We start from the raw sequence: 14,207 nt of genomic DNA, 5'->3' as shown, positions 1-14,207 counted from the left end.
TCCATGCTTAATAATCACCACATCATCAACTGTTGCTGTTGCTGCAAGCTCTTCCATTAGATGAATGGATAGAAACACCGTGTTTCCAGACTCAGCCCGTTGACTTAAGTGTTGACTTCTCATTAAATAATTTAATAATGCTTATGACTGAGCCAAAATTCCTTTAACAAACAATGAGACACTATGCTTGTAGAACTCTTCCTCGGTGACAAATTGGGATTGATATTGCCGGTGAATCAGCTCGCTCATCTGAAATCCGTAGCACATCGAGAGAAAAGACATTGCGACAAGACGCTCATTCTGTCTGGCTATAACTTTTTTCTTCTGCAAGCGTTCAAAATATTCAACCAGCAAGGAGTGAAGCTTCGCCGGCGGATCGGCCAGCACTCTGTCTAATTCGGGAAGCATTCCTTTGTCGCGGATGCCAATTAAAATGATGTCCGCATTTTTATGGAAAAATAAACGGTATTGCTGACTTACATTCAGCAGATCGACTTCCGGGTTATCGGTCGCTTCCTCTTTTAACAGCTTCTCAAACTGCGGGATATCCGAATGTCTTTCAATGATGGCTTCCAATATGCCTTGCTTGTTTCCAAATTGCCGGAAAATCGTAGATTCATTAACTTTAGCTTCCATTGCAATGGCTTTGGTGCTTACTCCCCGATAGCCATTCTTTTTGATGAGACGTGTCGCGGCTTCAATAATTCTGTCTGAAGTTTGCATTGTACTTCTCCTTTAACATATGTTAAACCCATTCTACTACAAGTATTGCACATGCAGCAGGATCGGGGTCATCATTTTCATAAATGTTTATTTAAAGCGTATCGTCCCCATTCCAATAATCGTGCCCGGGAGCGGCGTGAAAACTTTGAGAACCTCCTCCATCACTTTTGCAGGGTGTGCAGAATACTCAAATGTGCTACCCTTCCAGTGCAGTCTTTCCCCGATGTATACATCCACATCCAGTCCCATCGGATTTTCGATTTCATCCGGCGTAACCAGAAATGGTCCTATTCCTTTGCTGTGATCAAAATCTTTGCAGCGCGTCGGTCCGGTCAGCGCCAGGAAATCCGGCCATTGCACATCGCGGACAGTACTGTCGTTAAAAATAACATAACCTGCAATGCAGTTCTCCATTCCTGTAACAAAGGCCAGCTCTGGCTCGATATCCAGGTAGGAAGAGTACGAAGGCCAATGAATCGTATCCCCATCGCCAATTAATGCATTATGGTTACATTTGTAATAACTGAAAGTTACTTTATTCGAATCTTGCTGGAATTTTTCAGCAATTTTTTGTTTGAGCTCTTCTCTTTCTGGCCCTGTATATCAATTCCTTAGCGGCATCATAACTTGCCGGCAAATAATGAAGATAGCTGTCCATACTTTCAAGACTGTCAACGAATGTTCCCTGCTTTTTCATGATTGCGGCAAAAGACACGACAAATTTCTCGTTAATTACAAGCCCAAACAAAGGTTCCTGGGATGTCTTGGTTCGAAAGGTTACTAGCTTCATGTTGCTCGCCTCCACCTAGTGTGATGTTGTTCTGTTACTATCTTATCGCATAGAATTAATGCATGCAAGTGCTTGCTTGCATTTCTGTTTTCCATTCTCTATAATAAAGCCATAGTTAATATGCCTTACCCCAAAAACATATACGAAAAAGGAGAATTTTCATGAAGTATGGACGTATTATCCAAAAACCTCGCGTTAAATTTATTGAAGTCGCAGATAGCGTCTTTGCCGGTATTTCGCCGTATCGCGGGATTAGTTGGGCCAATGCCGGCTTCATCAATAAGGGTGAAGGACTGGTGTATGACACGTTCTTCGATTTGTTCCATGCGCGGGAAATGCGGGAGACTTTTATGGTAGTAAGCAACGGCGGCTCTCCCGCTTATGTGGTGAACTCGCACTATAACAGTGACCATGCTTGGGGAAACAAAGCGTTTGAAGATGCTTGTATTATTATGCACAAGGAAGCCTCCAGAGAGCGTCTCACCGAAAATATCGCCTGGATGGACAGCGTCATCAGAAGAGGAAAGGATTCTACGGAATCGACTCCGGGTGAGCGGTTTTTTGCAGCGGAATTTGAAGGATTCGACCTGGAGGGCGTAGAATGGGTACTCCCGAATATTGAGATAAAGGACGATATCAACATCCGTCTTGGCGATACGGAAGTTATGATTTACAATGTAGCTCCAGCCCACTCTGACAGTGACTTGCTGTTGTGGATGCCAAAAGAAAAAGTGCTGTTCGCCGGCGATGTCGTGTTTAACGGTTGTACGGCATACAGCGAAGAGGGAACCCTCAATTGGGTTAAAGTGCTTGATCGCATTATTGATGAAATTAAACCCGAAATCGTTGTTCCAGGACATGGCGCCATTTGCGGCTTGGACTTCGTGAGGGAGCAGAGAGATTACCTCCTGAACCTGATCAGCGAGTTCAACAAGCATTACAATGATGAAATTGATTCCTTGTCCCTGACCAAGCAAATGGATATTTCCCGCTTCCTTCATTGGATTCAGCCAGAACGCTTATATGTTACAGTGGATATCTTATTGAAAAGCAAACGAGGGTTACCCCCCCTTCCAATTTGGAACGAGGTGCCTGCTAAGCTGGAAGACATGAAAGCTTTTTTGGCTGAAAAATATGACAATCAGATCAAGCCATGGGACCCTATGAGTGTTTGGCAAGAATAGCAATTTAAAGCTAACCTACGAAAAACAAAAGAACGGCCCTGTCGCAAACGATGCGAACAGCGGCCGTTCTTTTGAATTGTTCCACGGAATTAAAATCGGTGCTTAGAAACGATTATGATAAAAAATGGAGAAGGACTTATGACTTACTAGTAGCACTCTCCTAAAAGGATATAAGAAAAATTTGTTGTTAAGTGTATTATTGTGCTATCGTGTCGTTTAGCATACTACGTATCATGCCAAAAGGGGAATCCTCCTTTAAGTAATCTAGTTAAAGGAGCTGGAGTTTGGGGAGTTGAGGTCACTAAATCAACATACGTCAACTTCTCCGATCATTTGCTGTTCGATTTTTTTCATTTCATAAAAATAGCCTTTTTGCTCCATCAACTCCGAATAGGAACCCGTTTCCACTACCTTACCTTGGTCCATGACCACAATTCGGTCCATCTCTTCCAATCCGGTAAGCCGATGACAAATCAGGAGAAGCGTGTCATTAGCTGCTTGTGCGAAGAGATGCTTCAAAACCTGTTGCTCTGTCACATAATCCAGCGATGAAGTTGGTTCGTCCAGAAGCCATACGCGTCCTTTGCGGAGCATCGCTCGCGCCAGAGCCAGTCGCTGCTTCTCGCCGTCTGAGAGATTCTCCCCTTTTTCATACACACTATCGGTCAACGATGTATTGGGCAGCTGCACTTTAGCCAGCACATCAGACAATTGTTCGTCCGTATGTTCTTCTCCATTCAGCAGCAGATTGTCCCGAATCGAGCCCCTGAAGAAATGGCTTTGCTGCAACACCACATTAGCCGTCTGCCAAATGCTCGACTCATCCAGTTCCTTTACCGAAATGTCGTTTAAACGGATATCGCCAGCCGTTGGTGTTCGCAGCTTGAGCAGTAATTCGATAATCGTTGATTTTCCTGACCCACTCGGCCCGACAATCGCCGTTTTGGAGCCCGGTAAAATGTGCAGAGAGATATCCCTGAGTGCCGGTCTCCACTCCCCTTCATATTGAAACGTAACATCGGATAGTTCCATCGTAACAGCATGATTAACAGACATTGTGCCACTTGGCTGCGAGAACTGCTCATCAAAGGTCTGAACGGTTTCCGTCAGTCGGTTGGCTGCGTGTTCGCTATCCTCTTTATACGCGGGTAATGTGGCCATAGCTGTCGCTTCTTCAAATACGGTTTGTGATGCCATGACCAGCATGGCAAGAAATACGCCTGCAAGCGCACCTTCCATAATTAAATAGGCGCCAAGCGTCAGCACTCCCCAGGAAACGAGAAACGTAACAAAAGTGTGCATCGATTGCCCGCGCAGCAAGTGCCCGGAAGCTCGTTGCTGTTCAGCTGCCAATACAGCGGAAGCATGCTGAAGATGCTCCTCCCGCTGTGCCAATTGACCGTATACTTTCAAATCCCGGAAACCGTACAACACTTCGGTAACTTCCGTGGACAGCTGCGCCCTCTGCTCACGAACGCGTCCATGTATTCTCCGCTGCCCGAGTAACACAATTCCCGGTACAACGAATGCCGTTATCAGCATACCTAGTACAAATAAAACGGCAATCCAGATCGAAAAGGTAGAAGTAAACAGCACCGTAGCCAAAAATACCATGACGACCATGATCGGAGGATAAGCGACTCGCAAAAAATAATTTTGCAAACTTTCCACATCCCCAACGATCCGCGCAAGCAGATCCCCGCTTCGATTTTTGTTCAATATACCAGGCGTTAAAGGAATAAGCTTGGCAAAAAAGGATGTACGTAAACGGCTAAGCATGGAGAATGTCGCTCGGTGAGAATACAAGCGTTCTCCATAACGACTCGCCGCCCGAAGCAGACCGAGCAGTTTGACCATCGAGGTGAGTACAATCAAAGTATAAAGCGGCGGCGCAAACACCGTTTGCGAGATCAGATACCCGCTCGCGGAAAAGAGTGCCACTCCGGCAATTCCGGCGATAAATCCACACAAAATCGAAAGAACGATATCCTTGCGCTCCTGAAACATCGCCTTTGATAGAACAGCCAGCTCATTCATGATGATACCCTCCCTTTCCGCTCTATATTAACCATTTCGGCATACTCGGGCAGGCGCTTCATGAGCTCGTCATGTCGTCCGGAGTCCACCAATACTCCATTGTCCATAAACAAAATCTTGTCGGCTTGTTGAATCGTATATAATCGGTGAGCCACCGTAATCATCGTTGCCGTTTTTGCCAGTTTGGCAATGGAGCGTTGCAGTACCTGCTCGGTATGCAAATCCAGCCCAACTGTGGGTTCGTCAAACAGAATGACAGCAGGTCGCTTCAAAAAAGCGCGTGCCAAGGCAAGCCGTTGCTTCTCCCCGCCAGACAGTCCCCGGCCTCCTTCACCCACAAAGGTATCCAATCCATGCTCCAATTGGCCTGTAAGCGCAGTAAGGCCAGCTTCCTCTCCCGCCCGCTCCATTTCAGCTCTGGAGATGTTTCCGCCAGCACCAATCGCAATATTTTCAGAAAATGTGCCTGCAAAAATATACGGATGCTGCGTAATGTAGCTAACATGTTCGAACCATACAGCCTCATCGTATTGCGAAAGTGGGTTTCCATTTACCAGAAGCGTTCCAGATTCTGGTTTCAGCAAACCGGCAATAAGATGAAGCAAAGTCGTTTTGCCGGAACCGCTTTTGCCAACGATGGCGATGTGTTCTCCTGGACTAAGCTGGATCAGACCCGTCTTAAGCTCGAATGAATCTGGAGCATACTGAAACCGTAGATGGTCAATTTCTATGGATGGCGGCATTGAAAGGTTATCATTGTCGATCTCGTCGATTTCATTGGATGTTTCTACCTCTTCATTGCCATTCGCCTCCCTGCTCACCCCTGCCGTCTCCACAAGCATCTGTTCCACCTTACGAACCGCTCCCATACTTGTTCGGCCGCTGTGAAAGGCTGTTCCTGTATTTTTTAACAGGTTGTAAAATTCGGGAACGAGCAACAAAACAAGAAAGGCGGTGTGGAAGGTCATAGATTTGAAAACGAGCAACTGGATGGCCAGTTCGAGAGCGACAATGCCGATGCTTAACATCACGATCGATTCCAGCATGAAGGTATTCGTAAATGCAATCTTCAAAATTCCCATCGTAGCATCCCGATAACCCAGACTGCTGCGTTCAATCTCCTGCTGCTGACGGTTAGCCCGTCCAAATATTTTCAACGTCACCAGCCCTTGAAGAGAATCCAGAAATGTCCCTGAAAACTCAGCCAGTTGCGCATATTTTTCTTCGGATTTGTTCTTTGTTTTCAGCCCTACCAAAATCATGAACAGCGGGATAAACGGAGCTGTAAACAAGAGAATGAAACCTGTGTTGGCATGTTGAGTAAATGTAACGACCAAAATCAGAATCGGGATGATAGCTGCTTCCATCATACGTGGCATGTACTGACTGAAATAACTGTCAGCCTCATCCACAGCATCCAGAGCAATGCTGACCTTCCCTCCCGTCTGCCCACTAAGAGTTTCGGGCATGGAAGCATGGGTCAAGTTTTGCAATACGGCTGCGCGCATATTTGTTTTGGCAGTGGCAGCCATTTGCAAGCCGACTTTACCGTTTCCATACGACAACAGTGTGCGTACAGCCATAACTGCCAGAAGTATGCCGAGTAACAGGATAACCGATGAGAACGAAGCCCTCTCCACAAAAATCCGCTGGACTGCTTCAGCAAGCAATCCAGCCTGACTCACAATAGCTACGCCAAGCGCGAGTGAAATAACCGCGAGGAGGGCCATATTTTTCCTTTGTAAAGACATTTGTTGAGAAATCAGACTGGATTTCCTCTTCACAGATCACACTTCCTTTATATACAGGCTTGTAGAGAAACCTCAAACACGCCGTAATAGATCAATCAGCTTTATTTTTTCCCTTTTACATAATCCGCATCAAACAGGAAGAGTTTGAAGACCAGAATAAGGGATGGGATCAACAGACATAGACCACCGATAAACACAATAACTAACGCTAAGCCCATTGCTGGCGAAGTTGCACTGCTCTGAATCGTGATGAACGGATCAAGAATATAAGGGTATTGCCCAATTCCATATGCGAAAAAGGCACAGAAAAATTGTAACATGATGCATATAAAAGCTAATCCGTAACGGCGTCCGTTATATAACAGCCACATCGCGATCATGAAGAAAGCAACGGAAAGTCCCAGCAGCCACCATAAATCCATCATATTTTGAAAATGCCGCTCATTGTGTTGACCCAAATAAATAAATGCTGTCAGTGCAAGAATTATTGTCGGTGTACTCCAAAACAGGGCGTAGTTACGCATCAGCTTCAACGCAGAATGATCCTCTGCCCGAGATGCGTAAAATGTCAGAAAGGAGCCGCTTATGAACAAAACGGACACGATTGCCAGTCCAACGATGCTCCACGATAACGGATTGGTAAACAGCTCCCAGTAATCCAGAGAAACCGTCTCCCCCTGCTTCACGATAAAGCCGCCTTCAGATAAGGTTAGCGCCACTGACAACGAAGCCGGAATAAGTAAACCTGTAGCTCCATATAAAAAAAGATACACAATGTTTTTCTTTGAGCCGTAATTTTCAAATGCATAGAACGAACCGCGAATCGCAAGAAGAATTACTGCAATGGTTCCCGGAACAAGTAGCGCGGAGCCATAATAATAGGCTGTGTCTGGAAAAAATCCGACAATGCCAATGTAGAAAAAGATAAAAAATACATTTGTGATCTCCCAAACGGGTGATAAATAACGGGAAATCAGACGATTAATCAAATGATCCTGCTTCGTCAAACGTGCATAAAAGGCGAAGAAGCCCGCTCCGAAATCAATAGAAGCTATAATTAAATAGCCGTACAAGAACAGCCAGAGCACCGAGATGCCAATCAATTCGTAACTCATCATGCAGTGCCCCCCTTTTCTGTAGTAGATTGATCAGGATGATCCTTCATATATTTCTCCAGCTCAACTTCTGCCGGATTATTGTTGAACAAGCGTCTTAGCACGATTACACACATACTGCCGAGTACGATGTACAGGAGCAATAAGCCGAAGAAAATAATTCTTACATTCGGAGAAGTCGTGGCTGCTTCCTCTACACGCATATATCCACGGATAATCCAAGGCTGTCGCCCAACTTCTGCATAAAACCAGCCCAGCTCAACAGCCAGAAAAGCGAGCGGCGCAATCAGTGCGAGGATGCTTAGCATCCACTTGTTAAGCGCATTACGTTTTTTCCAGAACACAAACAGGAAATACAGGACCGCTATCGCGAGTAAGGCAAATCCAATTCCGGCCATTAAATCAAACAGATAATGAACGAGAAGCGGCGGCCATTCATCTTTGGGGAATTCCTCCAGTCCCGTTACCTCTGCATTAAAGTCTCCAAAGGCCAGGAAGCTGAGCACCTTCGGCAGATGAAGAGCCCCTAGAACTTCATGCTCTGCATTCAGCCATCCCATTAGAACCAAATCCACACCGCTACCCGTCTCAAAATGCCATTCTGCCGCTGCAAGCTTCTCCGGCTGATGTTCGGCCAAAAACTTGGCGGACACATCTCCAGCTAATGTGTTTAGCAAGCCGAACAGCAAAACAACCGCCATCATGAGATTCAAGGATTTTTTGTGGTATGCGGATACCCCTTTTCTCAGCATTGCAAAGGCTGCAATTCCGGCTAATAGGGCAGCACCTGTTAAATAGGCCGAGCTTAATACATGGAACACCTTGGAGAACGTCGCTGTATTCAGCATCGCTTGCACTGGGTCAATCGCTGTGAATTGGCCTGCTTCCATGACAAAGCCTCCAGGCTGGTTCATGAATCCGTTCACCGTCGTAATAAAAACGGCAGACATCCCTGCACCGGCGACAATCGGAATCGTCAGCAGCCAATGGATATACGGATTTTTGAACCGATCCCACGTATACAAATAAATGCCTAGGAAGATGGCTTCAAAAAAGAAAGCGAACACTTCCATGAATAACGGAAGTGCAATAACATTCCCCGCCAGTTTCATAAAATTCGGCCATACCAGGGCCAGTTGTAGTGAAATCGCTGTACCGGTCACGACACCAACCGCTACAGAAATGACAAATCCTCGAGACCATCTTTTTGCCATAAGGGTATAATGGGGGTCCTTCTTTCGGATTCCTATGAACTCTGCTATAGCGATCATTAGCGGTATACCGACGCCAATCGTCGCAAAAATAACGTGGAACCCAAGAGTCAAGCCTGTAACCAGCCTGCTCCATAGCACCGTATCAATTTCCATTCTTTACTGCTCCCTTCAAACTCTGTTCATTTTTCGTCATTTGATGCTTATGATTAGGCCAGCTAACTGTAGGCTGCATTCAATATCAGATTAAACAAGGCTCAGAGATATCATTGCCTGTTCGTTTTAGTATGACGTTCCTCGTTGTTTGCTATGTAAAAAGAGAAAAATTTCACAAATCAAGAGATGGCGAGACCTATTTACCTGATACTGAAGCAATCCGATTAATATAGTGGCCTAATGATTAAAATTATCATATCTTAAATTTTTAGTAATTCAATCACTGAGACCTCTTCATCTCTAAACGTTCAAGAAAGGGACAAATCTTTTTAACAACTCGGTGAATAACACAAAAAGCATCCGAAGGAGCTATTGATTCATTAGCTTATATGTGATGCTACAAGTATTCTCGTATTTCGATGTTAGAGAAACACGATATTTTCTCATTCCAATCCTTTATATATACCCTTTTTTGGCAACAAAAAAACACTGACTCAACTCATCAGTGTTTTTGAATTAAAGCGAATATCATCTTCGTTATGACAAATCTTTTTTCATCTTATATTGCTCTATAAATACGTCAAGACCAACTTCTTTAAGGAAACGTATAGAATTTATATCTCTTTTGTCTACATTATTGACGGTGATGAGTGCATGTCTCTCTCCAATCCAATGAAATAAGGAACGTCCCAATCCCTGATTTCTTTTTTCTCGCAAAACGCCGAACTGTAGAACAGCTCCATTGGCTGATTTTATTACCGCGTATCCACAAATCTTGTTGTCTTCCATTATGGTGACCACATCGTACAGATGCGGGTTTCGTAAAATTGCCTCAGCGGATTGTTCCCAAGAAGGTTCGAAATTCCAATAAGCATGTACCGATGTCCAATCGAATTCTTCCAGTCGAACCATAGAAATGAATGTACGTCTATGATCGGCCGGAAGGTTTACATTAATACGACCCTTGAAGCAAACTAATTCTCTATGGATTTGAAATCCTAAAGCACTATACGCTTTTATAGCTTTAACATTGGTTTGGATGACTTCAAGCAAACATTTTTGAATATTGGCTTCTTTGAGGATGGGAAAAGCATGACGATAAATTTGTGCGACCAGCCGTTTTCCTCTATATAAAGGAACGACTCCGGTACCGGTATTAAAGGCAGTTCTTTCGCCGTTACGCTCACCGATGCCATGCATAACAAATGCAACCTGCTTATCTTGATCAAAAGCACCGAATGACATCTGATAATTAACACCCGCACCTGCAAATTTATCAGCTAAATGCTGCTCAGAAACTTGAAATGGAATGACATAATCGGAGAAGGCATCGTTAAAGCAAGTTGTAAACTCTTGTAATTCAATATCCTCAACATTTTTGATTAACATATAGTTCTTTCTCCTTTTCTTCTAACACTATTACCACCATCATTTCGTACGACCATAGAAGAAAGAATACCCATCTGACTTCCCAAGCTTAGTCGTCTGCGTTGCGTCCACTAGCTTGACCGCTTTCAGCAACGATACAATTTGCGTATGCATAAGCTTTGCATCAAATTTGTCCATCTCTCTGTTTTCACTATCTACGAGCAGATAGTCTGGCATTGGAATGAAGCCAATCACGGGTATCCCTGCTTCAAATAAGGGCTGACTCTCTCCAAACTCAAACTTGTTATGTCCACGTAATAATACAGTCCGTGTGCCGTCTGTCTTTTCAATAGCCTTCAGCCAAATGGCTGCCATCATTTCATTGCCCGCATAGGTATATTCTGTACTTATTTGTCCAGTTGGACCATATTTACCTGTATCATCGTCCTTCCACTCCATGCTGCCTAAATGCTCAACCGTAATTCCAGCTACAGCTTTCATATGGCCGTTCGCGCCATCCCAGAGCTCACGATGCCCCTCCATCCAAGTGGAAGTCGCCTGAGAGGATCCTTTGAATTCCGGTAATCTAAAATGCCCTGTTACAAAAGCGAAAATCATCGTACGTTCCGGCTGCTCCTGCTGCAAGTAACGAATCATGGACAGCATGCCCACAGCGCCATTCTCTTCCACCACATTAATCCCATCTGTATGGGTATTTACGATAATTGCTTCGTCTTTATTTTTACCGTCAATTTTCACATAAAAGGATTCTGTTGGGGCATTTTTTTGTATTTCCGCTTCTAAAATAACCGTACCTTCTTTGTGCTCATGAGCTGCGCTGATCACCTTTTGCCCTTCCGTTTCATTGACCCAGATCGCAGGGATTCCAGCATAATCGGTGGTAAAAGGTACATATTGCTTTTCTATCTTATCATCGGATACTCCTTTCCAGACTAAAATAACTGCTTTTACACCCATTTCCTTCGCATGCTCCAATTTAGCTTCTTTTAAAGCCGTAGTGAGCACTAGATCCCCTTCATTTGGGGCAATTTGGTTTTTCATTGGAGATGAATCCCGCATGTTCATTACGATTCCACTAGGAAAATTTTTAAAATTTTCAATTTCAATGACAGCAATTTTTCCGCTAGCCTGATCATATGCACCACGCTTCGTATATACCAGTTCCCCTGTTACACCTTTTTCGTCAGTTCCCCCGGAGTAGGGAAAAGCTGAAGAGACATGAATGGGCTGCTGATCAATCCTTAACGAACTGCTCTTTTCTTCCCATCGGTCAAAAGAATAGCGATCACGATAGACTTGCAGCCCCATATCCGTTACCTGCTGCTCCAGCCATGCAATAAATTGATTGTGACCCTCAGAACCGGTTGTACGGCTTCCAAAAGAATTCATCACTTCAATATCCTTCAGCATCACTGCTGCAGAATCCAATGTACGTTCATCGATCGTCACAGCCGCTTCAGTTGCTAATTCCACAGGCGTTGTAATAGGTTTTGCATAGATTCCAATCCCCCAAAATGCAGTAACGGTAAGAACTGCAATGCTGAATAACACTTTTCGAACCACTAGAAACGGAGTGACTCTTCTGCTCACCGTTTGCCCATAGAGTCCTCTCCATGAACCCGCTACGATCAGCAGTAGGATGGAAAGCGCAAGCAGCCAATATTCTTTTGTTAGTAAGAATAACCCTTCTGCCACCATTGCACTAATAAATACGAACTGTAACTTCTCACGCTTCTTTAATAGTAAAAGGGAGATGCCTAATTCCGCTAACAAAAGGATAATGGTCACTATCGAGATTACCGTTTCTTTACCAATAAATACCGCAGCACAGAGTGCTAGGATCAATAGCAGCACCGCTGACAATCGTCTATATAAGCTCTCTAACATGACGCCCTCCCATTTTATCTAACTCCTATTTTGACATTACATTTGTAATGCCTTATGGTTTTAGCATATTGAAAAGACTCATGAAAAACAATAAAACGAACACTAGAATGTACAAACGGAGGGGAAATGTCATCCCAAATCATGAATTATACAGCCCAAATACCTCTCAGCATCAGTCCAATAAAGAAACCAACCGTTTGACAAGAGAAGCCATTTGCACGGCTTTAGTCTTCTTGATCCAGGAACAGCCTTTTAACAAAATTACCATCACCGATATTGTGAAGCGCGCAGGGGTCTCTCGAACGGCTTATTACAACAACTATTCATCCAAGCAAGAGATTCTGGTGGATTTGGTCGATTCGCTTATTTTCGAGATTAATCAAAAACTTTTGCCTTACACCAATGAATTAACAGGCAAAGCCAAAGAACCTCAAAAATTTATCAAAGTGCTTTTTGAAGTTATTTATCAGCAGCGTAACATCTACAAAGCACTTCAAAGCGCGAAGTTTGATGATGTGATTCTGGATTGCTTGAATGAAATGATGCTCTCAACTGCTCATGACAAAAGCGATGAGAATGTGTACCGAATTTACTTTAAAGCGGGGGCCCTCTATAATGTTCTTCTCAAATGGATACAATCCGATTTTGCAAAATCCATTGATGAAATGACCAAGATTTGTCTTGAAGTGTACCATACTCCAATGTCTCAGGAATAAAGTTGATAACTACATTGGCTGGGCTGAGTGTACAGACGAAGCGAAAACCAAAGAAACCACGGAGCCAATTTCGGCACCGCGGTTTAATTATCAACTCTACAATTGGATTTGCTTCATGTACTCTTTGAATGCCTCGGCGATTTCTTTGTATTTTGTATGATGCAGGTAATGAGAACCTTCCATCGGGATCATTTTTCCCTGTGCGGATTGTTTGACTTGCTCCTCATGTAGCGGAATCCACTGTTTATTGTGCTCATTATTCGATTGAACGAAGAGAAGCAACGGCAACTCATTTGGCATTGTGAGTTTTTCTCCATTTTTGAAATTGGAACCGAGATGGCTCAATTCATTCATCAGCGTTGGATTGCCACCGACTTGATTCGAAAACAAATGCATCTGTTCTTTGGTATGCTCATCAAATGCGAGCGATTTATACGGATCTCCGCTCACTTTTTGGAACAATCTCATCAAACCTGATTTTTGAAGAAACTGCATGGATTTCAAAGGCAATTTGACATCCATGCCGGGTTGATTGGGAACGCTGCTATCGATGCCGACAAAAGCAAGAACCTCATCCGGGTAGGTGTTCACATAGGTTGCTCCGTAAAGTCCTGCGATCGAATGTCCCATTAGAATGTAACGGTTAATCTCCAGTTGCTGCAGCGCTTCGTGAACCTCACTTACAATATTCTCCGTTGTTCTTTCTTTCTCGGTTTCATCGCTCAAACCATAACCGAAAGGCTCTACCACTACGACCTTATAATTGGGAGAAATTTCATCGATCAGCAATTTGAAATCAAGTGCAGGTGTTGGGGTTCCTTGTCCCGGAAGCAATACAACAGTTTGATCTCCGCTGCCTTGAATGTACACATTCATCTTTTTGCCATCTACATTGACATACTGACCATACGATTCTATTTTCTTTTTCTCGACCCCGTTGCAGATTACATTAACGATAAAAACAATGCCCATAAACAGTACGAGCGCCCCGACAATACCTCCGAATATTTTTAACCACAATTTTCGTCTCTTGTGGTTTTTAGTTCCAGTGGTTTTTATTTCTACTAATTCTGCCACGTTCATCTCTTCCCTTCCTTGTCCTTGTATCTTAAAGCCGCTGTGGCGACTTATTCAAAGTGTAACTAAGCAAGATGTCCTCTTCGTGACTACAATATGAACGGAATATGAACAAGCCAAAAAAAAAGGCGTTACATCTGAAATGATATGCTCCCATCATAGTAGACAGTA

Annotated in this window: 12 protein-coding genes; 2 read left to right on the top strand and 10 right to left on the bottom strand. The window is 43.9% G+C overall.

The annotated features are described in order from the left end of the window. Nucleotides 1–141: 141 nt before the first annotated feature. The 3 genes from CA598_RS29190 to CA598_RS33185 all read right to left on the bottom strand — a co-directional run bounded on the left by CA598_RS29190 (nucleotide 142) and on the right by CA598_RS33185 (nucleotide 1,513). Nucleotides 142–723: a TetR/AcrR family transcriptional regulator gene (locus tag CA598_RS29190; RefSeq protein ID WP_094868944.1), complete on the bottom strand. Its 582-nt coding sequence runs from the start codon at nucleotides 721–723 to the stop codon at nucleotides 142–144. Between the two features lie 87 nt (nucleotides 724–810). Further along, nucleotides 811–1,218, bottom strand: coding sequence for a fumarylacetoacetate hydrolase family protein (locus tag CA598_RS33190; RefSeq protein WP_256990697.1), 408 nt, complete (start codon nucleotides 1,216–1,218; stop codon nucleotides 811–813). A gap of 64 nt (nucleotides 1,219–1,282) precedes the next feature. Then, nucleotides 1,283–1,513 carry a hypothetical protein gene (locus CA598_RS33185; RefSeq protein WP_256990696.1) on the bottom strand — a complete coding sequence of 77 codons (231 nt, stop codon included), beginning with the start codon at nucleotides 1,511–1,513 and terminating at the stop codon, nucleotides 1,283–1,285. Between the two features lie 161 nt (nucleotides 1,514–1,674). Here CA598_RS33185 and CA598_RS29180 point away from each other — a divergent pair, with 161 nt between their 5' ends. Beyond that, a complete protein-coding gene (locus CA598_RS29180) occupies nucleotides 1,675–2,697 on the top strand; it encodes an MBL fold metallo-hydrolase (protein WP_094878748.1) in 1,023 nt (340 codons plus the stop codon). A 306-nt stretch (nucleotides 2,698–3,003) separates the two neighbouring features. On the opposite strand, the gene cydC is transcribed toward CA598_RS29180, so the two are convergent. The 6 genes from cydC to CA598_RS29150 all read right to left on the bottom strand — a co-directional run bounded on the left by cydC (nucleotide 3,004) and on the right by CA598_RS29150 (nucleotide 12,243). Then, a complete protein-coding gene (cydC, locus tag CA598_RS29175; RefSeq protein WP_094878747.1) occupies nucleotides 3,004–4,734 on the bottom strand; it encodes a thiol reductant ABC exporter subunit CydC in 1,731 nt (576 codons plus the stop codon). Next, on the bottom strand, nucleotides 4,731–6,518 hold the full coding sequence (cydD, locus tag CA598_RS29170) for a thiol reductant ABC exporter subunit CydD (RefSeq protein ID WP_094878746.1): 1,788 nt from the start codon (nucleotides 6,516–6,518) through the stop codon (nucleotides 4,731–4,733). The genes cydC and cydD overlap by 4 nt, the downstream gene beginning before the upstream one ends. A gap of 68 nt (nucleotides 6,519–6,586) precedes the next feature. After that, nucleotides 6,587–7,603 carry a cytochrome d ubiquinol oxidase subunit II gene (locus CA598_RS29165; protein ID WP_094868949.1) on the bottom strand — a complete coding sequence of 339 codons (1,017 nt, stop codon included), beginning with the start codon at nucleotides 7,601–7,603 and terminating at the stop codon, nucleotides 6,587–6,589. After that, the gene (locus CA598_RS29160) at nucleotides 7,600–8,967 is read right to left on the bottom strand and encodes a cytochrome ubiquinol oxidase subunit I (protein WP_094868950.1); all 1,368 of its coding nucleotides are present in this window, start codon (nucleotides 8,965–8,967) and stop codon (nucleotides 7,600–7,602) included. Before CA598_RS29160 ends, CA598_RS29165 begins: the two co-directional genes overlap by 4 nt. A 537-nt stretch (nucleotides 8,968–9,504) precedes the next feature. After that, the gene (locus CA598_RS29155; RefSeq protein ID WP_094878745.1) at nucleotides 9,505–10,356 is read right to left on the bottom strand and encodes a GNAT family N-acetyltransferase; all 852 of its coding nucleotides are present in this window, start codon (nucleotides 10,354–10,356) and stop codon (nucleotides 9,505–9,507) included. Nucleotides 10,357–10,395: 39 nt separating this feature from the next. Further along, nucleotides 10,396–12,243: a zinc-binding metallopeptidase family protein gene (locus tag CA598_RS29150; RefSeq protein ID WP_094878744.1), complete on the bottom strand. Its 1,848-nt coding sequence runs from the start codon at nucleotides 12,241–12,243 to the stop codon at nucleotides 10,396–10,398. A gap of 80 nt (nucleotides 12,244–12,323) precedes the next feature. Between CA598_RS29150 and CA598_RS29145 the strand changes: the two genes are divergently transcribed. Further along, entirely contained in the window at nucleotides 12,324–12,959 is a 636-nt protein-coding gene (locus tag CA598_RS29145; RefSeq protein ID WP_179283793.1) for a TetR/AcrR family transcriptional regulator, read from the top strand. Between the two features lie 96 nt (nucleotides 12,960–13,055). Here CA598_RS29145 and CA598_RS29140 read toward each other — a convergent pair whose 3' ends face one another. After that, nucleotides 13,056–14,042 (bottom strand): alpha/beta fold hydrolase, encoded by a 987-nt coding sequence (locus CA598_RS29140; protein ID WP_094868954.1) that lies wholly within the window; start codon nucleotides 14,040–14,042, stop codon nucleotides 13,056–13,058. Nucleotides 14,043–14,207: the final 165 nt, after the last annotated feature.

Source organism: Paenibacillus sp. VTT E-133291 (assembly GCF_002264395.1).
GTDB classification, from domain to species: Bacteria; Bacillota; Bacilli; order Paenibacillales; family Paenibacillaceae; genus Paenibacillus_AQ; species Paenibacillus_AQ nitricinens.
The sequence above is the reverse complement of the archived record's forward strand: the minus strand, read 5'-3'. Positions and strand labels throughout refer to the sequence as shown.

Excerpts from the sequence above, each read along its gene's own strand:
- CA598_RS33185 (WP_256990696.1), bottom strand. The coding sequence starts at position 1,513 with ATGAAGCTAGTAACCTTTCGAACCAAGACATCCCAGGAACCTTTGTTT.
- cydC (WP_094878747.1), bottom strand. The coding sequence starts at position 4,734 with ATGAATGAGCTGGCTGTTCTATCAAAGGCGATGTTTCAGGAGCGCAAG.
- CA598_RS29160 (WP_094868950.1), bottom strand. The coding sequence starts at position 8,967 with ATGGAAATTGATACGGTGCTATGGAGCAGGCTGGTTACAGGCTTGACT.
- CA598_RS29150 (WP_094878744.1), bottom strand. The coding sequence starts at position 12,243 with ATGTTAGAGAGCTTATATAGACGATTGTCAGCGGTGCTGCTATTGATC.
- CA598_RS29165 (WP_094868949.1), bottom strand. The coding sequence starts at position 7,603 with ATGATGAGTTACGAATTGATTGGCATCTCGGTGCTCTGGCTGTTCTTG.
- CA598_RS29180 (WP_094878748.1), top strand. The coding sequence starts at position 1,675 with ATGAAGTATGGACGTATTATCCAAAAACCTCGCGTTAAATTTATTGAA.
- CA598_RS29155 (WP_094878745.1), bottom strand. The coding sequence starts at position 10,356 with ATGTTAATCAAAAATGTTGAGGATATTGAATTACAAGAGTTTACAACT.
- CA598_RS29190 (WP_094868944.1), bottom strand. The coding sequence starts at position 723 with ATGCAAACTTCAGACAGAATTATTGAAGCCGCGACACGTCTCATCAAA.
- CA598_RS29145 (WP_179283793.1), top strand. The coding sequence starts at position 12,324 with ATGAAAAACAATAAAACGAACACTAGAATGTACAAACGGAGGGGAAAT.
- CA598_RS29140 (WP_094868954.1), bottom strand. The coding sequence starts at position 14,042 with ATGAACGTGGCAGAATTAGTAGAAATAAAAACCACTGGAACTAAAAAC.